The following is a 22,019-nucleotide window of genomic DNA, read 5'->3' as shown; positions in this document are numbered from 1 at the left end:
CTTACAATGCAAAAGCCCATATAACAGAATACGATAGTGTTGCGAGGGGCGAGGATCATGGGTTTACAATTCAAGGGATGGGTTTTTGTGCAAGCGATCGCCTTAACGATGGGTTTCAGTGCGATCGCTCATCTCGATCAACTCTTACATCAAGACTTCGATCAAAACCTATCCCTGGAGAAGGTAAACGCCCATTCATCAGTCAAAATGACCCTCACCCCCTTCTGTGAAAAATTTTGCACTCCGATTTTTTGACTGTAGTTCTGTGCATCTATTTTTTCCGATCAAGAACAAGAACAGGATATGTCATCCTCTTTCTGTGGTTACTCTCCTTTCTCCTAACCCAAAACCCGATCCGTGTCATATCCAACTTCCATACAGGCTTTTTGGCATCGGCTCACCCGACGCTTTTCCGATCGACATCGAGTTGTTTTTACCGCTTCCGGAATTACTCTAGTAATTCTGACGCTACGATTTTTCGGTCTCTTACAGGCGATCGAACTCATGGCCTTTGATAGCCTGGTTCGTCTTCGACCTTCCTTACCCAAAGATGACCGGATTGTGATTGTCGGTATTGATGAACCAGACTTACAAAACCTAGGATGGCCGATCCCCGATCGCACCTTGGCGACTCTCCTAGAAACAATTGCCCAGAACCAACCTCAAGCCATTGGATTAGATTTATATCGAGATTTACCCGTCAATCCCGGTTACGAACAATTACAACAGGTGATGAAAGAATTGCCTAACCTAGTAGGGATTGAGCGGGTTGCCGATAAAACCGTACCGAATATTCCCCCCCCTCCAGCCTTAGATCCTAAAACCCAAGTTGGGTTTAATAATGTTCTCTTAGATGTGGATGGGACAGTGCGTCGAGGGTTACTCTATGTACATACAGACACCCTTCACAAAAGCTTTGCCCTACAACTCGCTCTGAAGTACCTAGACCAGTTCGACATTGAAGAAGAACCCGCATCTGTCAATCCCGACTACTTACAATTAGGCAAAAGAGTCTTCTATCCCTTTGAGCCTAATGATGGAGCCTATGTGAATGCAGATGCCAGTGGATACCCTTTTTTAGCGGATTTTCGCGGCCCTCGCGATACCTTCACCACGGTTTCTGTTTCTGAGGTTTTGAATGGAGGGGTTGACCCCAATTTATTTCGCGATCGCATTGTTTTAATTGGCTCAACCGCAGTTAGCCTCAAAGACTTTGTACCGATTCCCTACAGTAATCCCGATGAGGTTCCCGGTGTCGAAGCTCAAGCCAATTTCATTAGCTTTATTTTAGATCTGGCCACTGGGGAACAAACTCCGATCAAAACCTTACCCGATCCCATTGAAGCTCTGTGGATTTTCGCCTGGTCAGCATTAGGCTCTATTCTGGCTTGGAAGTTAAGAGACCCCTCCCAGTTAATGGTCAGTTCAGGAATTACCCTAGGAAGTCTAGGCCTGACCAGCTATGTCCTGTTTATCTCTCGCTGGTGGTTTCCCCTCATTCCTCCTATATTCGGATTTACTGGCTCGGCCCTGATGATTTTAATTCACTTTGCCCATCAAGAAGGAGAATTCAAACGCTCTACAGAATTACTCCAGGGCATTATTAACAGCATTCCCGATCCGATTTTTGTTAAAGATCAAAATCATCGGTGGATTGTCTTAAACCAAGCCTACTCCCGGTTAGTGGGCTATCCTTTAGAAATGTTAATGGACAAATCGGATTATGATTTGTTTGCTACTGAAGAAGCCGAACAATTTTGGCAACAAGATGAGAGCTTGTTTCTGACTCAGGAAAGCACCCAGCAAGAAGAAGAATTTACGGATGCTGGGGGAATTCACCGAGTCATCGAGACCAAGCGATCGCTTCATCAGGATGCTGGGGGGAATTTATTTTTGGTGGGTGTGATCCGAGATATTACCCAGCAAAAAGAACGGGAAGCTGAACTGCAACGGTTAGCCGAAGATCTCAAACGTCACAATGCGGAACTGAAACTCTCAGAAGACCAGATGCGACATATGGCCAATCATGATGTACTCACCGGTTTAGCCAATCGCAAGTTGTTTGAAGAAAAACTGCAAGAAGCTCTCGTTTATGCCCAAGCCAATGAAACCATGCTGGCCACTTTCTTCCTCGATTTAGACGGCTTTAAGCAGATTAACGATACGTTTGGCCATGATATGGGAGATCTGGTGATTAAGGAAGTTGCTCAACGGCTCACCCATTGTTTGCGCGGTAGCGATACCGTTGCTCGACTCGGAGGAGATGAATTTACGGTGCTGTTACCTCAAATTCCCAATCCATCCATAGCCATTCGAGTCGCCGAAAAAATCATCTTGGCTGTTACTCAACCCCTGATGCTGAACGGAGAGGATCTTAAGATTACGCTAAGTTTGGGGATTAGTGTCTATCCTCAAGATGGCAAAACTCTTGAAGCACTGATCAAATCGGCGGATCAAGCCATGTACCAAGCCAAACTACAGGGGAAGAATCGCTATCTCCTGGCTTCTTGTCCTCAGTAGGGGACTTTATGAAATCTTTATAAATTCCGCTCTTTTTCTTCCGGTTTTAATATTTCGCAGTAAGAATAGAAGAACAAGGCTCCGTAATTTTCCAGGCTAATTGCTGGAAGGCGGTACTGGGCAGTATCGTGAAACCTCTGAAAATGAAACCGTATATCTACGGAACCTCCAGAATTGACGAATGAACAATAATTGTTAAATTGGGTAAAACTGCCAGTAAAATTGCCGGTATAATGGAAAGTAAGTCTCGCGTTGACTAGGGCTATTGGGTATGGGAACACAGTTAAGACTTGAAAAACACACAGCAATCCTATTCGCTGGAGCATTAGCGATCGCCACTTGTTCGCAACCAAGTTGGGCCCACACCTCTCTTGAGAGGGTTGACCCAATCCATCAAAATGTAATCCAACTGCTCAAGGGGTACGAACCTCCTGATAACGGGTCTCCTGACCGAACTGGAGATACTGGAGGTCGCTAAGGCGATCTAAAATCTAAAAGAGGTTTAGACCCTCAACGGATCGTCAATATTCACGAACCCAAAACAAAAAGGGTCAGAGGATAAGTTAACCCGACTTTCTTCTATGTCCGGATTTAGAGTGAACGCAAACTGAGTGAGTTGTAACCCCATCAAACCCGATCGACGGAGAGATGAACTCCATAACGACCCACTGTAGCTCAGGGGGGTTTGATAATTCAGTAGCTTCGGTAACAGATAATTCACGATTATGGGCGTTTTTAATTGTTGTGAAGTTCGATAACTTATCCATCCCCTTCAGTATAACACCTTCTCTATCAGTCCACCACAAAAAAAGGCGAGAAAAATCCCAGTCTCTTTCCATGAATAGAGTAAGGGACTGGGATACAAAACTTTAACTTAACTTTAACTTAAAACTGAGCCGGAGTCTGAATGAGAATCATCTGAGATGATCCCTAACCGTCCGTTTCACGAATTGGGTCTAGTCATAGTTACCATTGTTCACATTATTTTGTCCATAGACAAACGCTTCTGTGGGTTCAGTAACGGTGAACTGATCCAAGTTGGCTTCAAGTCTAGCTTTTTGGCGATCGCTCAGTCCAGGAATGTTCAGAACATCTTCAACCTTCTCATAAGGGCCATTGTTGACAATTTTGGTGGCCAAGACTGGATAAAACCCTTTCAGATCTAGAAAGGAGCGGACACTCGAGTTATTCAAATCAATGCGATCGCCAATTTCTGCCAGTTTATCATCTGCCTTATTGCGGACATCCACCTCGGCCAAGATCGGCTGTCCACTCAAAACCTGCCAAGACCCAGCCGTAGCAGGCGCTGTATTCAGGGTCATCAGAGTGGCAATCAAAATCACGAAAGCAGAGAATAGGCACAGCAATCGTTTCATGGGTATCATTCCTCCTTTGTTAATCAGTTATTACTAAACCATGACACAGCCATCCTTCCTATTATGGAACTGATTTGGCCCATTGATGCCATGCATCAGTGAAATTTAGCCGATTTAAGCAAAAATGCCTGGAGTTGGCGAAAGGAACAGCCATAGGTCACCGCCGGATGTTCATACCCTTTCAGTTGCACCATATGTTTTTCAAACAACGTCGGATTCGTTCCCACGCTAAATAGATATTGATAAGTTGTTTTACCTAGAGCAATATCCTTCTGAATTTGCTTCGTACAAGATTCTAGCCGGAAAGCCGCATTCACCGTATCGCCCAAAGCCGTATAATCGGGGCGATCGCCACTTCCCGTATTTCCCACCATGGCATAGCCCGTATTTACCCCAGCCCCAATCCGCATCGGTGACGGTAAAGGATACTCTTGAGCCAACTCGTCGGTCATCTGATGCAATTGATTGAGAGCATAGAGAATTTTCATCACCTCCGTGTGATTCACCCCCTCCGTTCCATGGAACCAAACCGCCATCACCGCATCCCCAATATACTTATCCACCCAACTATCATACTTGCGGAGAATCTTGCCCACATTCCGAAACCAATTCCCCATCATCGTCGATAAGGTCACATCATCCATCTGTTGAGTCAGACCGGTAAAATTGCGAATATCCACCACCATCACCGAAATCAACCGCCGCACATGCAAAGCAGCCGTCACATGGGAATTATCCTCCGTCTCTTCCAAATCTAAAGTCGCTTCTGGAGCAGCCGAAGGATCGTGAAAGTGGGCCTCCGTTTGGCCAAACATTAAATGATCCCCATCCTGTAGAGTAACCGGCACATTCACCCGACGGCCATTGACAAACGTTCCATTACGACTTCCCAGATCGATCAGGTAAACCGATCCCGTGTCTGTATGTTGAATCATGGCATGGTTTCGCGAAATCCACGGGTCAGGCAATACCACCGTATTGTCCTGAGTTCGTCCAAGTGTCCAACACTGATTCCCCGTTAACGAAAAATGGCGAATTGATGACTGGGTTTTAAGGACAAGATAAGGATGAGTATTTAAGCTCACTGTGGACTGCCTCATTACAGTTATGATGTCCCTAGATGCATCCTGACATAGTTGTTTTTAGGATAAACCAATTCTCTAAAACAAGAGATGCCATACTCCTTATCTTCCTCTTCCCTGTACACTATCGATCATAACCCCTAAATTCCCTAATTTATGTTTGATCCGATACCCAGCCCTAATCTTAACGTCCACCAAATTGCCAAGTCGTTCCATCGATGGGGGTGGATTGGCTTTTGGGTGCAACTCGGTTTAGGCATTATCCCCATTCTGATTTTGCTGTTTGTCTTGTTATTTGACAATAAGCCAAACGCTTCACAAGCCGGAAATGCTTGGCTTGGGACAATTTTAGCCTATGGATGTTTATTAACCTTAATTTTTACGATTTATTGGTGTTTTCATTATACTCAACTGTCCGATCGGCTCAGAAATCTAGACACTCGCCCTTCCAAGGCAGAAATTAGGCGTAGCTTATGGATTGGCATTTTGGTGAATTTGTGTGGCATGAGCTGTGCCTTGATTGTGGCTCTTTGGCAAGTTGGAACCCTATTATTTCGGATGTTATCCTTACCCCCTGGAGCCTCAACGATTTATACGCCTGTTCCAGGAGCAGCCGTGGTTAATCCTGGCTCGATCGTTGTGCCGATGAATATGATTGCCCTGCAAGCGATGATCAATACGATCGCCGCCGAACTGGTTGGTTTAATGGTCACGCTGTGGCTACTATATCGAGTGCTTCAACATACCGCCCTCACCGATTCTTAAGTGGCTCCTCTGAACTGGATGCCTGTTCTAAGGGCATTCCCGGTTCCAAATTCAGGCCGGGAGTCGGTATAATCACTCGATCTCCTAGTTCTAATCCCGAAAGCACTTCAACGGAGTCCAACCCCTCTAAGCCTAAAGTAATCTCTTGTTTTTGGGCTAACCCCTGCTCATCTTTGACCCAAACAAAGGTGGTTTTGCCTGACCTTTGTAGGGCTTCTAAACTAACTCCTACCACATCTTGACGTTGCTCAAGGATAATTTCTACATTCACCTGACTTCCGGGAATCAAGGTTCCTGTGGGCTGATGGAGTTGAACGATCGCCGAAACCGTAGCCAGTCCACTCCCTTCCGTTTCTGAAGCAGACTTTGCCTGGGGAGATAAGGACACCACTTGACCCTCATACACCGGAGAATCGGGGCCAATAATCGTAATCCGAGCCAGTTGATTCAAGCGCACTTTCGCCGCATTCAGGGTCGATAAACTCAGCCGTACATATTCCTGGTTGGGGTCTCCAAGGGTCAATAACTCGTGTCCCCGTGCAACCCCCTCACCATTATTCACATTCACCCCTAAAATCATCCCATCAATGGGAGCGATAATCAGAGTATCTTGCAGTTCTTGTTCAATTTTGCGTAGTTCTAGCTCTTGCCGTTGCAGTTGCAGTTGCGTCCTGTTGACATTGAGTTGGGCATTTTGCAGCTCAGAAGTGGCATTAGCGATCGCCGCTTGCTGTTGATTCGATTTTTGTAATCTATCCCGTTCTAAGCTTAATGTTTCTGTTTCTACCCTTAATTGGGCATCGCGTACCGCAATTTCGGCATTTCGCACCTCTTGGCGCTGGCTTCGCAATTGATCCCCAGAAATAAATCCCTTCTCTTCTAATTCCAGTATATTCTCTAACTCTTCCTGGGCATCCTCTAGATTAGCTTGTTTTTCCTGTACCTCTTGCTGCGAACGCTCTAGTCTTAACTGTTTTTCTTCCAATTCCAAGGTATCAATCTGAAACTGTTTTTGGGCTGTCCCTAATTTCTCTTGGGCTGTTTGTACCCTCTGTTGATCGTGAGCCAATTGAACCATGGTTTCTTCGATCTGAGTCAGTTGCTCTTGCAGGCGAGTTTCCCGTTCGGGATTGCGTAGACGAATCACCTCTTCTCCAGCCTGTACCCGTTGACCCACCGTCACTAACACTTGCTCGACGGTACTATCATTGGGGGCTTTCAGGGTTTGCTGATCGGCCAATTCTAAGATCCCACTTTCATTAATGGTCGTCTTTACTGACTCTAACTCGATTGCCGTTGTGGTCACTTTTACGGGTGCAGGGCTACGTTGAGCCATCCAGGTATAACCCAGAAGGCTAAAAACAGAAATGGCGGCGATCGCCCCCGATCCCATCAACCACCGAATTCCCTGTTTGTGCTGTTGTTTAGCCAAAATTTCCATCATTGTCTAAGCATGGGTAGATTAATTGGCGATAATGCTCCCTGTCGCCTAAATTTTGGGACTTCGATGGCCGGAGTCCTGTATGGCGATCGCCTTGCTTAGTGTATCTAATCTCTAGTCGAAGATGCCAATTGACACACAGAGGTCAAACCATACTAAGCTGAAAAGAGGAGATCCCAATGCGACTAAACCCCACCTATGCAAATTTATCTGGATTATAGTGCTACCACCCCGACGCGCCCAGAGGCGATCGCTGCTATGCAGGATACTTTGCTCCATCAATGGGGTAATCCGTCGAGTTTACACAGTTGGGGGCAACGGGCGGCGACGGTATTAGAATTAGCCAGAATGCAGGTGGCGGGTTTAATCGGAGCGACCTCTAGCGAGTCGATTATTTTTACTTCTGGGGGAACGGAGGCGGATAATTTAGCCCTGATGGGAGTTGCTCGGCAATATCGTCAACCGCAACATTTGATTATTTCTAGTGTGGAGCATTCGGCTGTTGCTCAACCGGCCCAATTTTTAGAGCAACAGGGATGGAGGGTGACTCGTTTACCGGTGAATCGCCAGGGACGGGTAAATCCAGCCGATTTAGAGGCGGCGATTTGTGCCGATACGGTGTTGATTTCGATTATCTATGGTCAAAGTGAGGTGGGAACCCTACAGCCGATTGAGAGGTTGGGCAAAATTGCTCAAGCCCATGGGATTCTGTTTCATACGGATGCGGTACAGGTGGCGGGACGGTTGCCCTTAGATGTGGACAGTTTGCCGATTGATTTGCTGTCGTTGTCGAGTCATAAGATTTATGGGCCTCAAGGAGCGGGGGCGTTGTATGTGCGTCCGGGAGTGGAGTTGCATCCGTTGATTGGGGGAGGAGGACAGGAGCGGAGATTACGTTCGGGAACGGAGGCAACGGTGGCGATCGCCGGTTTTGGGGTGGCTGCGGAGTTAGCAAGTGAAGAATTACCGGAGGAAATACTGCGTTTAAGACGGTTGCGCGATCGCCTGTTTGAGCAATTAGTCGATATTGAAGGCTTGGTTCCGACGGGCGATCGCTGGCATCGTTTGCCCCATCATGTAAGTTTGTGTTGGCAAGATACCCAGGAAATTACAGGGAAAACCTTGGTGCGGCAACTGAATTTAGCGGGAATTGGTATTAGCGCAGGTTCGGCTTGTCATAGTGGGAAACTCTCTCCGAGTCCAATTTTAAGCGCCATGGGATATTCCGATCGCGAGGCGATCGGCGGTATTCGCTTTACGTTGGGCAAACAAACCACAGCAGCAGATGTGGATTGGACAGCAATGGTGTTAAAACAGATTCTGCAACGGTTGCGATCAGACTCTGAACGCTTGGTCAAGATTTGAGGCAATAGGCAATAGGCAATAGGCAATAGGCAATAGGTCATTTCTTTGCGTCTCCATCTCCCCGCGTCCCCGCGTCCCCGCGTCCCCGCGTCTCCATCTCCCCGTGTCCCCGCGTCCCCGCGTCCCCGCGTCTCCATCTCCCCGTGTCCCCCCATTCCCCCATTCCCCCATTCCCCCATTCCCCCATTCCCCCATCCTCGAACCAGCGATCGGTTCCCAATCCCAGGGCACGATCTAGGTTGGGGAGCGTTGTGGCTAATCTGAAGAGCATTTTCCGGGCGATCGCCGTTTCAAAGACAGACGAGAGAACTATATCCACCGGATGAGCGTGGCAAAATTCGATTAACCGAGAAGGAAAGCCAAAAATTGCCGGTTTAATCACCATGATGCTTGGCCATCCCCTATGATAAACCTGTAGGAACTGTTGCCAGGTGGCGATCGACTCATCCAAAGCTAAAGGGGTTTCATACTCGTGAGAGAGGGCTAACATAGCCTCAAACTCAGATCTCCCTAGGGGTTGCTCCAAAAATTCCACCGGCTGATGTTCGCACGCTTGTAACCATTGATGGGCCTCAGCCTCCGTCAGTCCCCCATTAGCATCGAGGCGCAACTTTACCCCTTCTGGGAGCATCCATAGGAGGTCTTGAAACAGGGCCAATTCTTGGGAAATCTCCGTTACCGCTATTTTCCATTTCAAAGTTGCATAGCCCTGATTCCAAATCGGTAATTTGGGGTCGAGGGCGGCTTTTCCTGTAGGTAATAATCCACAAATGTTCATTAAATGGGGCGGATTTTCTAAAGGATGCAGATCCATTAAGGCTGACTCAAAACCAAACTGACATGCTGGTAAATCATCCGGAATTGAGTTAATCTCTTCAGGGGAAATCTCACCCCTCAAGGACTGACAAAAGTGTAAGGCTTCTGTTAAGTTTTCTGAACCAAACTCCGGTAAGGGGGCAATTTCTCCCCAGCCACACTCTCCAGCCTCCGATGCTGCCATGGGGCACAACTGAATCCAAATTCCTTGGCGATCGCGCCACAGTCCATGATGGGTCTGCAAGGGCTGCTTAAACCGACGGCTATACGGTTCGATCCTTACCTGATATCGAGCCTTATTTTGAGAATTGTGAAAATTGATCCCCATATCTAAATAGTATTGTTATTATAGATATAATATCTTTTTTCCTGAGATTCTAGATCAATAAAAAAATGTTTTTATCGAATGAGTGTAAATCCTGATGGAAAATTTTTCCAGAAAGTGTTACCATAAGATAAAAGAGTTAATAACAATCAGTTAGTCAGGAATAAAACGCATCATTCATTATTTTATTCCCTTTAGTTTGGGTAGAACTGCCATGAGAGAATTATCCTATTTCACCCCTACACCTGTAGTTTCTGCGGGTGTACCAGAGCTGCAAGCTGAACAAAAGGCCGTAGAGACAATAGATTCTGTTGATCGCGACGGGTTGGGATGGTTCAAAAGCCTAATTTTTCTGCTCCTATTGGGAGTAACCACGGTGGGAGCCTTATTCTTAGTCTTGGGGATTGTTTCTCCTGTAGAACAGGCTTTAGAACTGAACTCAGAGCGCTGAATCCCTCAGATAGCGTTTGGGCTTCGCGGAGATGAAGGCGCGGCAGAGCGGAAAACCGTTAGAAGCTGAAGCAACTTTTAAGGCTCTAGGTGCGTCAACTCGATTTGTGTGACGATGAATGAGCATCATGTTAAACCTTATGAAGCGATCGCGGTTTCGGCGATGGATCTATCCCATAATTTCCCTGTGGGTTGCCCTCGGACTTTGGGTGGGCACTCCCCAAGTGAGCCAAGGATTTTCGATTTGGGATATTTTGCCAGATGTGATTCAATATGTGCAACTGGCCAGTTTAGGCGATCGCCAAGAAATGGCCCTAGGTAAACAAATAAACCAGCAACTGATTAGCCAGGAAGTCCAAATCTATGACGAGCCAGAGTTAACTGATTATATCGATCGCATTGGTCAACGATTAGCGCAAGAAAGTTATCGTCCCCCCACATCCAATTATCAGTATACGTTCCAAGTCATTGACGATGATTCCGTAAATGCCTTTGCTACCCTGGGCGGCTTTGTTTATATCCACACCGGACTGATTAAAGAAGCCGAAAACGAAGCCGAACTCGCCAGCGTCGTCGGCCATGAAATTGCCCACATTGCCGAACGTCATGCCATTAACCAGATGCGCCGCATGGCTTTAACCAATGGGTTAGCCACTGCTGCGGGAGTCGATGAAAGCCAAATTGTGCAAATAGGCGTAGAAATTGCCCTACGTTTACCCCACTCTAGGGAAGCCGAATATGAAGCCGATCGAGTGGGACTAAACATGATGACAGCGGCCGGCTATGCCCAAATTGGCATGATAGACTTTATGAAAAAATTGCTGCGATCGCGCTCTGTTCCCACTTTTCTAAGCACCCATCCCCATACCAGCGATCGCATTCAAGCTCTAGAACAGGCGATCGACCCAGAATTTGCCACCATCGGTGACGGACTCGATCCCAATACCTATGAACGTCAAATTGCTGCCTTGAATGGCGGAAGCGGCGATAACTCTTCATCCGATGAAACCGATGAAGGCTTTTGGCCCCTATAGCCCTATAGGTTAAGGATCTCCCCATCCCATTACCGATTACCCATTACCCATTACCAGCACATAGCGCCCCCAGTGCGGTTAACCGAAACAGCCAATCAACTGAGAAAATCGCTAATCTAATAACAGATAATATGAATCTAAACAGTCAGCCTTGACTTAACCTGATATCGCCAGAGTGTGACCCATGACCAATTCCCATCCATCCGATCAAACCGCAACTCCAGCCCCCTGGAAACAACCCCTCATCTATATCACCTTGATGCTCTTTGGCAGTACCCTGACCTTAGCGGGGACTCAGGTTTTATCGCGATCGCCCCATTCATCTCCTGCGACTCAACAAGCTTCTAATACCATCCCTGCCATCCCTTCAACTCCAACTGCGCCCCTAGTCTCCCCCAGTGAAGGGAGTTTTGTCAGTCAAGTGGTGCAAAATGTGGGGCCGGCTGTCGTTCGCATTGATGCTTCCCGAATTGTTACTCAACAAGTACCGGATGTATTCAACGATCCCTTTTTCCGGCGCTTCTTTGGCGGTGCTGCCCCCATGCCCCAAGAGCGAGAAGTGAAGGGATCGGGTTCTGGATTTATCATTAATCAAGAGGGTGTGATTTTAACCAATGCCCATGTGATTGAGGGTACAGATACCGTAGACGTGACCCTGAAAGATGGCCGCACCTTAGAAGGGAAAGTTTTAGGCACAGATCCAGTAACCGATGTGGCGGTAGTTAAGATTGACGGGGAAAATCTACCCACGGTGAAATTGGGCAATTCCGATACCTTACAACCGGGTGAATGGGCGATCGCCATTGGCAACCCCCTCGGTTTAGACAACACCGTTACCGTAGGCATTATCAGCGCCACCGGTCGCTCTAGCGCCCAAGTCGGAATTCCCGATAAACGAGTCAGCTTTATTCAAACCGATGCAGCCATTAACCCTGGTAATTCCGGCGGCCCCCTACTCAACCAAAAAGGGGAAGTGATTGGCATCAATACCGCCATTATTCAAGGGGCCCAAGGTTTAGGCTTTTCCATTCCCATCAATACCGCCCAAAACATTGCCGATCAATTGGTCACTAAAGGCCAAGTAGAGCATCCGTTCCTCGGCATTCAGATGGTCACCCTAACGCCAGAGCTGCAAAAAGACATTAATCAAAACCCCAACAGTGGCTTTAATCTCTCCGCAGAGCAGGGCGTTTTAATTGTGCAAGTGATGCCCCAATCTCCAGCGGCCCAAGCTGGACTCCGAGCTGGAGATGTGATTACCGAAATTGATGGCAAACCGATGAAAGAAGCCATAGAGATTCAAGAAGCAGTACAAAATACCCAGGTGGGCAGTCCTTTGAAGGTCTTAATTCGTCGCGGTGACCAGTCCTTACCGTTAACCGTTCGTCCAGGAGTCTTTCCAGCTCAGTAATTTTTAAATGGTCTAGGATCAAATATCTATTAACATATCCCCCAAAGTATTTACTTATTGGGGGTATTTTTAATGTTTATTTAATGGAGATCGATCGCTTCTGATGCTCATAATTCACTCATAGAAAAGCAAACTTTCTGTATAACTGAAACTGGTTACTATTACCCATTACCCATTACCCATTACCCATTACCCATTACCCATTACCCATTACCCATTACCCATTACCCATCACCCCGTTTCCTCTAACTTGCTATGCAACTGATTAATCAGATTACGTTTAAAAACCTGCGAGGTGACCTCTTTGGCGGGGTTACGGCCGCCATTGTGGCCCTTCCCCTAGCTCTAGCCTTTGGGGTCTCCTCTGGTGCAGGGGCGATCGCCGGTCTCTATGGTGCAGTTTGCATCGGCCTGTTGGCAGCCCTATTTGGGGGAACTCCCTCACAAATTTCTGGCCCCACAGGGCCAATGACCGTAGTCATGGCCAGTGTATTTACAGCACTGATTGCCAAATATCCAGAAACCGGTCTAGCCATGAGCTTTACCGTAATTATGCTCGGTGGAGCCTTACAAATCCTGTTTGGAGCGCTGAAACTAGGGCAATATATCACCTTGATTCCCTACACGGTGATCTCTGGCTTCATGTCTGGTATTGGGGTAATCATTATCCTGATTGAAGTCGGCCCCCTATTGGGTCATCCCAATTCAGCCAACGTGATTGAAGCAGTGGAAAACTTTAGGTATTTCTTCCAAAATGCCGATCCAGAAGCCACAGGGTTAGGCTTACTCACCTTGGCGATCGTATTTTTAACTCCGAAGCGAGTTAATCGAGTCATTCCCTCTCCCTTACTGGCCTTAATTGTATGTACCTCAGTGTCCCTCTTTTTCCCAGAAGGAACTCAGATTCCTCGTATTGGCGAAATTCCGAGCGGACTACCTAGCCTCCATTTTCCCCAGTTTCGCTTGCAGGACTTAAAGGATATGGTGGGCTATAGTTTGATTTTAGCCACACTGGGATCGATTGATTCTCTACTGACTTCTTTGGTGGCCGATAATATTACCCGCACTGAACATGACTCCGATCGCGAATTAATCGGTCAAGGGATTGGTAACATGGTCTCTGGATTTCTGGGGGGTTTACCCGGTGCTGGAGCTACCATGCGAACAGTGATTAATGTGCAAGCAGGAGGAAAAACGCCCCTTTCTGGCATTGTCCATGGGTTGGTGTTAATGGTGATTTTGTTTGGTGCAGGGCCCTTAACAGCAACCATTCCCCATACGGTATTGGCAGGGATTTTAATTAAGGTGGGCATCGATATTATTGATTGGAGTTTTCTTAAACGGGCCCATAAATTATCCGTTAAAGCCACAGGTTTAATGTATATTGTGCTGTTTCTGACCGTGTTTGTCGATCTGATTACGGCGGTAGCAGTCGGAGTATTTGTGGCCAATCTGTTAACGGTGAAAAAGTTAAGCGATCTCCAACAACAGGATGTGCAAGCCACGACCGGACATCATGAAGATCATCATTTGCCTTTAACGGCGTGGGAGCGGCAATTATTACAGCAAGCAAGGGGCCACATTCTGCTATTACGTTTGGGAGGGCCGATGAGTTTTGGGGCGGCTAAGTCCATTTCTCAACGGATGGGAATGGTAGAAGACTATGATGTGTTGATTTTGGATCTAGAAGATGTGCCGTTGTTGGGGGTTACCGCTTCTTTGGCGATCGAAAATATGGTCAATGAGGCTTTGAATCAGCGCCGTTGGGTGTTTGTCGTAGGCGCGACGGGAGATGTAAAACAACGCCTGCAACGCTTGAAGTTATTGGATCGAATTCCACCTGAACATCAAGCCCAAACCCGTAGAGAAGCTCTCGAACAAGCAATGGATTTACTCGAGCAATTACAGCTTCACGAAGTGATTGCTAGTTCAAGTGTAGGTGAGAGAATTAACGAAAATATCAACTTGTCCTAGAGGATTTGCGTCGGGTGGGAAGTGGCAGCCCAGGACTTTTCCTTGGACAATTTTTTCTACCCCTACTTATATCAAATCCGGTAAATGGGTTAAACTAGCGGGCAAGATGCCCGCACTAAATCCCTTGATATTACTGGATTGGGAGCATCTTGCTCCCTACGTTTTTAATCGAAACTAGCGGATTTGATATTACCTTTGTTCTAAATCCGTAATTACTTTTTCTAGATACCATTCTTGGGCCATTCCCGGATAGTCTTGTTTGGCTCGATCGATCAACCGTTGGGCAATTTCCCAATGACCTCCGACGAGGCGTAAGAGTCTTTGACGTAGCAAAGATTCGAGTTGAATGGTATTACTTTGGGGGACGGCTTTTTGGAGTTTTTTGAGTTGGGCTATCGCCTGATTATAGTCTGACCATTTTTCTTGTTCGCAAAATTTACTGGCTGCCCGTTGATAGTCGTCAATGGCTTCTTTCATTTCTTCTAAGCAAGCATGGGCGAGTCCTCGGCTATAGTAGGCTGTGCCATGGTTGGGATCGAGGTTGAGGGCAGTGGTATAGTCTTGAATGGCTTGGGCGTAGTGACTGGTTAAGCGGTAAGCGTCTCCTCTGGCGATGTAAATTAGGGGATCGTTACTTTCATTGTTTAGGGCTTGATTAAAGTCTTCAATGGCTCCTAAATGATCGCCAATTTGGGCGCGGGCTTTGCCTCGGTTGCGATAAATAATGGGGTCTTGAAAGTTGAGGGCAAGGGCGCGGTTAAAGTCGGAGATGGCGCTTTGATAGTTGCCGAGTTGACAATAAATAATTCCCCGACAACCATAGGCGCGAGGGTCGTTGGGATCGGTTTTTAAGATCCAGTTTAATTCCTCTTGGGCTTCTTGGGGTTTTCCCTGTTGCGCTTTGTTGATGAGGTTTTGATAAAAGTCAGATTGGGTGATTAAGGGGGCGGATGGGGCGGTAGGTTGTGGGGTATGTTTTTTGGGTTTGAGTTGCTGTATCAGAGCGAGAGTGCGACTGGCGTTTTCTTTGTCTTTTTGGTCTAAATAAAGGTGTGCCGCTTGTTTGAAGTTGGCGATCGCACTTTGGATGTTCCCCCGTTTGCGCTCTACAGTCCCTCGCAGTTGATAGGCAGCAGCAAAGTCAGGGTTGCGCTGAATCACCCAATTGATGTCTTCGAGGGTTCCGGGGATGTTTTTGAGGCTGATGCGGGCAAGGGCGCGGGCATAGTAGGCTTGAGTATGGTAGCGATCGCGCTCTATAGCCTGGGTATAATCGGAGATAGCCGGATAGATTTCTCCAGAGTCAAAGTAGGCTAAACCCCTTTGGTAATAAGGATCTGCCCAATGGGGATTCAGGGTAATGACCTCAGTGAAAAGGGCGATCGCTCCCTGATAATCCTTTTGCTTTGCCTTTTCTATCCCTTCTTGATATAACTGCTGTTCAATCACGATTCTTTTATCGACAAATTGCAAAGTTGGACAATAACCGAAATCATACAGCGCTTCGCGCGGCAGAAGGGTAATGGGAAAACCATTTATTCAAGTCAAGCTATGATGAAATCAGGTGATATAGCAGAGAGAGGGTAGGTCAGGAGTGCCTAGATCGCTGTCAACTTTCCCCTGCTATAGGTAAGGCTTTTGGCTGGAATTGTTCTGGCATCTAAATTATGTCCTTTTCGTCTGTATCTTTGCAACTGCCCAGTCTAGAAAATGTTCTCGATCGCCATCCGATCGTCATTTCACCCGATCTAACCGTGGAGGAGGCGATCGCCTGTTGGGATCATCAAGCACCTCATCCTTATCTAGTGGTTCGCGACAACCAACAAGTTCTAGGGGTGGTGACAGTCTCCGATTATCATCAGATGTACCGCCATCGCCAGGAATGGGGAGCGGTTGCGGTTGAGCAGGTGATGACAACCCAGGGTTGGAGTTTAACTTGGCAACCGGATTTAGATCTGTTGGCAGTAACGAAACTGATGCATGTGCAGCAGATCGAGTATTTGCCCATACTCGATCGCCAGGGAGAGATTATGGGCGCGATCTTGGCGGAAAAACTGCAACAAAGTTTACAAGGTCTGGATGCGATCGCCGTTTACTATGGGCTGGCCCAGCTTCAAGCCACACAGCAAAAGCCCAACGATCGCCACAAGAGTGATTTTCAGACCCTTCTCAATCGCACCGTTAAAGAGATTCATCAGGGATTAAAGTGCGATCGGGCCTTAATTTATCGCTTTGAACCCGATGGCGGTGGCACAGTCATTGCCGAATCCGTACATCCCCTATGCCAATCCCTGTTAGGTAAAAAAATCACCGATCCTCACTTTGGTGAAGATCTGTTTAAAGCCTATCAAAATGGACGCACCCAAGTTACCCATGATATTGAGTCCGGATCGTTAACGCCTTGTCATGTGGAATTATTGCGCCAAATTCAGGTCAGGGCCAACTTGGTGGTTCCCATTGTCCAAGATCATCATCTTTGGGGATTGCTGACCGCACAACAGGCGATCGCCCCTCGGCATTGGTCGAGACAAGAGGAAGCTTGGCTGAAAGAGGAAGCGGAACAATTGGCGATCGCCTTAAAACAAAGCTTAAATTTCCAAGATTTACCCACCCAACTGAGGGAACATCAATGGATGCAGTACGCTTTGGAGCAAGAGCAGAACTTTACCCGCGCCATTCTCAGTGCGGTTGATGCCTTGGTCGTTGTGGTTAATCGCCAGGGTGAAATCATTTATTTTAATCACACCTGTCAACATTTGAGTGGTTATGGAGAAAAACACGCCCAAGGTCAGCAATTTTGGGAATTTTTAATTCCAGTCAGCGAACAACTGGAGATTAAACAAGTTCTTCAGCAAGCGCTTCGGGGAGAAGCGACGGAGGTTTATCAATGCCATTGGGTCACTGAAAATAGTGGACAACGCCGCATTGAGTGGTCGAACCAAATTTTTCGCGACCGGGGGATGATTACCCATGTGATTATCACGGGGATAGATTTAAGTCGGCGACAGGAAGCGCAAATACAGCTTCGGTTTCGCGATCGCCAGCAACAAACGTTAACGGATTTAAGCCACTTGGCGATCGCCACCACAGACCTCCAGGTTCTCATGAATGAAATCGTCGATCGGATGACTAAAACTCTCAATGTAGATTATGTAGAAATCCTCGAACTGTTGCCCAATCAAGCAGCATTTCAAATTAAAGCCTCCTATGGATTTAAGTCGGTTCACCATCAACCGCTTCAGCATTCCCTGGAACAACTAACCCTCAGTGCCACAAAAAACACCCAATCGGGCTATACCTTATGGTCGGGTAAATCCGTGGTCGTGGATGACCTACGGGTAGAAACCCGGTTTCGCGGTTCAGTGTTACTCAATCAAGGGCGCGTCATTAGCGGCGTAACCACCCTGATTCCTGGCTTAGAGCATCCCTTTGGCGTGTTGGGCGTACATACCAAGGAGCATCGTCATTTTACTACCGACGAAGTGCAATTTTTAGAGGCGATCGGCCATTTATTGGCTTCTGTGCTGGAACGACACCGACTCACGGAAGAATTAAACCAATTTTTTAACCTTTCCCTGGATCTCTTTTGCATTATCGGCTTTGACGGCTCCTTTAAGCGCATCAACCCCCGTTTTCAAGGACTATTGGGTTATAGTCCAGAACAACTCAAATCGAGCAACTTATTGGATTTCGTCCATCCCAACGATTTAGCCGCCACCCAAGCGCAAGTGCAGCAACTGGCCTCTAGAGTCCCCACCGTTAACTTTGAACATCGGTATCGCACTCAAGATGGCTCTTATCGGTGGATCTCCTGGACAGCTATGCCAGCCGATGAACCCTATTTTTACGCCGTCGGTCGAGATATTACCGATCGCCGAGAGATGGAAGCCGCCTTAAGAGAAAGCCAAAAACGCTACTGGACTTTAGCCAGCGCTTCTCCCGTGGGCATCTTTCAGACGGACGCTCAAGGTCGATGTTTATACGTCAATCATCGCTGGTGTGAGATGACCGGTTTACACCCACAAGAAGCGATAATCGAAGGGTGGTCTCAAACTCTCCATCCCCAAGATTCAGAACGGGTGCTTGACCAGTGGTGTCAAGCGGTCAAGGAGAATCGCCTGTTTTATGCCGAGTATCGGTTTCAACATCGTGATGGCACAGTGGTTTGGGTCGTGGGTCAGGCCGTTACGGACATGGATGAGGACGGCAACATCATCGGATATGTGGGCAGTATTACTGATATTAGCGATCGCAAGCAAGCCGAAGAAGCCCTCAAATATCTCAATCAAACCCTAGAAGATCAAGTCGCTCAACGCACGGCTGATTTAGAAGCCGCCAATGAAGCCCTCCGCTATGCCGAAGAACGGTTTAGAATTGCCCTAAAAAACTCTCCCATTGTTGTTTTTAACCAAGATTTAGATCTGCGATATACCTGGATTTATAATCCTCCTCCTGGTTATGAAACAGAAGCCGTTATTGGCAAGTCGGATAGAGATTTATTTGTCCCAGAAGAAGGTCAAAGATTAGAGGCAATTAAACAACAAGTTTTAGAGTCTAAGATGGGAGTTAGAGCAGAAGTTATCGTCACCAACAAAGGCAAATTAAAGTGTTATGACTTAACCGTTGACCCCTTGTTTAATTTAGAGAAGCAACTCATTGGAGTCACTTGTGCAGCCCTAGATATTACCCATCGCAAAAAAGCTGAATTAGCCCTGCAAGAGAGCGAGCGATTTATTCAACGCATTGCCGATGCCAGTCCAAATATTTTATATATTTATGACTTAGAGAAGCAAAAAAATATTTATGCCAATAAAAATATTGCGTTAGTTCTAGGTTATAGTCCCCGTGAAATTAAGGGCATGGGCAATACCCTGTTTGAGAAACTCATGCATCCAGAAGATCGGCCCAGAGTCTATCAATTTCATCAAGAATTGATGGATACAAGTGATACAGAAATTTGGGAAATTGAATACCGAATGCGCGATCGCCAGGGCGAATGGCATTGGTTCATCAGTCGAGATACAATTTTTACTCGAAATCACCAGGGAAAACCCATACAAATTTTAGGCGCTGCCTCCGATATCACCCAACGCAAGAAAGTCGAAGAACAATTACGCTTGAGCGAACGGGCGATCGCTGCTAGTAGTAATGGTATCGTCATTGTTGATGCCAAGCAGCCCGATTTTCCCGTCATTTCCGTTAATCCTGCCTTTGAGCGCGTTACCGGATATTCAGCACAAGACATCATCGGCAAAAATTGTCGTTTGCTGCAAGGAAAAGATCGACATCAACAAGGACTAAAAACTATTCGTCAGGCCTTAAAAGAGGAAGAAGGCTGTACAGTCATTTTACGAAACTATCGCAAAGATGGCACTTTATTTTGGAATAGAATTAGTATTTCACCCATTCATAACGATCGAGGAACTTTAACCCACTATTTAGGCATTCAAAATGATATTACAGAACTTAAAAATGCTGAAGCTAGGTTACTGGAAAAAGTTAAACGCGAGGAGCTATTCAGTATTATTACTCAACGCATCCGAGAATCCTTAGACTTGCAAGAGATTTTAAGAACTACGGTTAAAGAAGTCAAACAGCTTTTACTCTCCGATCGAGTCTTAGTCTATCGAGTATTACCCAATTATACTGGACAAGTAATCGCTGAAGCAGTCAATTCAGGTTGGTCATCCACCTTAGATAAAATATTTCCTGAAGAAACCTTTCCTGTAGAATGCTATGATGAATATATAGCAGGAAAAACTTATGTAGTTCCCGATGTAATTTCTGCTCAAATTCATCCTTGTTTAATCGAATTTTTACAAGAATTTCAAGTTAAAAGCAAAATAGTCGTCCCCATTATTCAAAAAAAATCACTTTGGGGATTATTGATTGTACATCAATGCGATCGACCCAGAGATTGGAAAATCGAAGAAATCGAGTTATTGAAACAAATTTCTTCCCAATTAGCGATCGCCATTCAACAATCCGAATATTATCAACAACTTCAAAGAGAACTCAAAGAAAGGATTGTGGCTGAAAGAGCATTGTTAATGAGTCAAGAAAGGATTCAATATTTGCTCTCCTCCAGTCCTGGTATTTTATATAGTTTCCGTGCCCATAATAGCTTTGAACTAACCTTTGTTAGTGACAATGCCTATGATTTAATTGGTTATCAATTACTGGAAATGTTTGAGAATAACTTTTGGTGGAATCATCTCCATCCAGAAGATCGAGTTAAAATTAATCACTACGGACTAAAGACTTTATTTGAACAAGGTTCTTATAGCCATGAGTACCGTTTCTTGCATAAAGAAGGCAGATATATTTGGATTTACGATCAACTGAACTTAGTCCGGGACGAGCAAGGAAATCCTATAGAAATTATTGGCTATTGGATTGATATCACCGATCGCAAAGAAATTGAAGAAAAATTACAAGAAACAACCTCTCGATTAACCAGTTTGATTTCCAATCTTCAGCTTGGAGTATTAGTCAAAGATGAACATAATAAAGTCGCTTTAATTAATCAAGCATTTTGCGATACTTTCAAAACAATCAACTGTTCTAATCGATTAATTGGACAAGAATGGGGAAATATTGGTGATGAATTTGCACCCTTATTTGAGCATCCAGAACAAATCAGTCAACAACATCAAAAAATTGTCGCCAATCAACAAATTGTCACCAACCAAGAAATTCAATTAGCGGATGGTCGCATCCTTGAACAAAACTATGTGCCGATTCTGATTGATTCCGTCGATCGAGGCCATTTATGGATGTATCGAGACATTAGCGATCGCAAACAAGCTGAGAGCAGATTGGTAACTTCTTTACAAGAAAAAGAAATTCTCTTAAAAGAAATTCATCATCGCGTCAAAAATAATTTATTGGTTGTTTCTAATTTATTAGAGTTTCAAGCGGATTATGTCAGCAATCCGAGTTTAATTAAGGTCTTAGAAGATAGCCGCAGTCGCATTTATTCCATGGCTCTGATCCATGAAAAACTCTATCGCTCCATGACTCTAGATACAATCAACTTTGGTGAATATTTAGAAGATTTAGTTCATAACTTGTTTGAATCTTATAATCTAGAAAATAATCGAGTAACCTTCGATTTAGATATTGAACCGGTTCTGCTGAATATAGAAACCGCTCATCCCTGTGGTCTCATTGTTAATGAATTATTATCCAATACCCTGAAACATGCTTTTCCGGAAGGGAGAAAAGGCAAGGTCAAGATTATCCTGCATCAGCAAGAGAACGATCGGATTGTGGTCAAAGTAGCCGATAATGGAATTGGCTTTCCAGAAAATTTAGATTTCCGTCATGTTGATTCTTTGGGAATGGAGTTGGTTTGTACCCTAACGGAACAATTAGAAGGTGAAATTACATTAATTCGAGATCATGGCACAACATTTGAATTACGATTTTTAGAGTTAAAGTATCGTCAGAGGGTATAA

At 45.9% G+C, this 22,019-nt stretch carries 14 protein-coding genes; 9 read left to right on the top strand and 5 right to left on the bottom strand.

The genetic code is table 11. The annotated features are described in order from the left end of the window. Positions 1-57 precede the first annotated feature (57 nt). Together PJF56_RS14795 and PJF56_RS14790 are read left to right on the top strand one after the other, a co-directional pair. Positions 58-255, top strand: coding sequence for a hypothetical protein (locus PJF56_RS14795; RefSeq protein WP_283763455.1), 198 nt, complete (start codon positions 58-60; stop codon positions 253-255). Between the two features lie 102 nt (positions 256-357). Next, on the top strand, positions 358-2,520 hold the full coding sequence (locus PJF56_RS14790) for a CHASE2 domain-containing protein (RefSeq protein ID WP_283763454.1): 2,163 nt from the start codon (positions 358-360) through the stop codon (positions 2,518-2,520). Between the two features lie 956 nt (positions 2,521-3,476). On the opposite strand, the gene psbU is transcribed toward PJF56_RS14790, so the two are convergent. Next, positions 3,477-3,896, bottom strand: a complete 420-nt coding sequence (gene psbU / locus PJF56_RS14785; RefSeq protein WP_283763453.1) for a photosystem II complex extrinsic protein PsbU — start codon at positions 3,894-3,896, stop codon at positions 3,477-3,479. 95 nt (positions 3,897-3,991) lie between these two features. Further along, positions 3,992-4,996, bottom strand: a complete 1,005-nt coding sequence (locus tag PJF56_RS14780) for an adenylate/guanylate cyclase domain-containing protein (RefSeq protein WP_283763452.1) — start codon at positions 4,994-4,996, stop codon at positions 3,992-3,994. A gap of 138 nt (positions 4,997-5,134) precedes the next feature. Between PJF56_RS14780 and PJF56_RS14775 the strand changes: the two genes are divergently transcribed. Beyond that, positions 5,135-5,743 (top strand): DUF3611 family protein, encoded by a 609-nt coding sequence (locus tag PJF56_RS14775; protein ID WP_283763451.1) that lies wholly within the window; start codon positions 5,135-5,137, stop codon positions 5,741-5,743. On the opposite strand, the gene PJF56_RS14770 is transcribed toward PJF56_RS14775, so the two are convergent. Further along, positions 5,730-7,187: an efflux RND transporter periplasmic adaptor subunit gene (locus tag PJF56_RS14770; RefSeq protein WP_283763450.1), complete on the bottom strand. Its 1,458-nt coding sequence runs from the start codon at positions 7,185-7,187 to the stop codon at positions 5,730-5,732. The two genes, PJF56_RS14775 and PJF56_RS14770, sit on opposite strands and share 14 nt — an antisense overlap. A 195-nt stretch (positions 7,188-7,382) precedes the next feature. On the opposite strand from PJF56_RS14770, the gene PJF56_RS14765 reads away from it, so the two are divergent. Further along, positions 7,383-8,549 (top strand): cysteine desulfurase family protein, encoded by a 1,167-nt coding sequence (locus PJF56_RS14765; protein WP_283763449.1) that lies wholly within the window; start codon positions 7,383-7,385, stop codon positions 8,547-8,549. Positions 8,550-8,586: 37 nt separating this feature from the next. Here the strand turns inward: PJF56_RS14765 and PJF56_RS14760 are convergent, their stop codons facing one another. Continuing rightward, on the bottom strand, positions 8,587-9,693 hold the full coding sequence (locus tag PJF56_RS14760; RefSeq protein ID WP_283763448.1) for an o-succinylbenzoate synthase: 1,107 nt from the start codon (positions 9,691-9,693) through the stop codon (positions 8,587-8,589). Positions 9,694-9,904: 211 nt separating this feature from the next. Here PJF56_RS14760 and PJF56_RS14755 point away from each other — a divergent pair, with 211 nt between their 5' ends. The 4 genes from PJF56_RS14755 (at position 9,905) to PJF56_RS14740 (ending at position 14,559) form a co-directional block, all read left to right on the top strand. Further along, on the top strand, positions 9,905-10,141 hold the full coding sequence (locus tag PJF56_RS14755; protein ID WP_283763447.1) for a hypothetical protein: 237 nt from the start codon (positions 9,905-9,907) through the stop codon (positions 10,139-10,141). Between the two features lie 127 nt (positions 10,142-10,268). Then, positions 10,269-11,174, top strand: coding sequence for a M48 family metallopeptidase (locus PJF56_RS14750; protein WP_283763446.1), 906 nt, complete (start codon positions 10,269-10,271; stop codon positions 11,172-11,174). A gap of 184 nt (positions 11,175-11,358) precedes the next feature. Further along, positions 11,359-12,585 carry an HhoA/HhoB/HtrA family serine endopeptidase gene (locus PJF56_RS14745; protein WP_283763445.1) on the top strand — a complete coding sequence of 409 codons (1,227 nt, stop codon included), beginning with the start codon at positions 11,359-11,361 and terminating at the stop codon, positions 12,583-12,585. A gap of 255 nt (positions 12,586-12,840) precedes the next feature. Further along, the gene (locus PJF56_RS14740; protein WP_283763444.1) at positions 12,841-14,559 is read left to right on the top strand and encodes a SulP family inorganic anion transporter; all 1,719 of its coding nucleotides are present in this window, start codon (positions 12,841-12,843) and stop codon (positions 14,557-14,559) included. 189 nt (positions 14,560-14,748) lie between these two features. On the opposite strand, the gene PJF56_RS14735 is transcribed toward PJF56_RS14740, so the two are convergent. Beyond that, positions 14,749-16,008 carry a tetratricopeptide repeat protein gene (locus tag PJF56_RS14735; protein ID WP_283763443.1) on the bottom strand — a complete coding sequence of 420 codons (1,260 nt, stop codon included), beginning with the start codon at positions 16,006-16,008 and terminating at the stop codon, positions 14,749-14,751. 218 nt (positions 16,009-16,226) lie between these two features. Between PJF56_RS14735 and PJF56_RS14730 the strand changes: the two genes are divergently transcribed. Further along, positions 16,227-22,019 carry a PAS domain S-box protein gene (locus PJF56_RS14730; protein ID WP_283763442.1) on the top strand — a complete coding sequence of 1,931 codons (5,793 nt, stop codon included), beginning with the start codon at positions 16,227-16,229 and terminating at the stop codon, positions 22,017-22,019.

This window comes from Roseofilum halophilum BLCC-M91 (assembly GCF_030068445.1).
GTDB classification, from domain to species: domain Bacteria; phylum Cyanobacteriota; class Cyanobacteriia; order Cyanobacteriales; family Desertifilaceae; genus Roseofilum; species Roseofilum halophilum.
The sequence above is the reverse complement of the archived record's forward strand: the minus strand, read 5'-3'. Positions and strand labels throughout refer to the sequence as shown.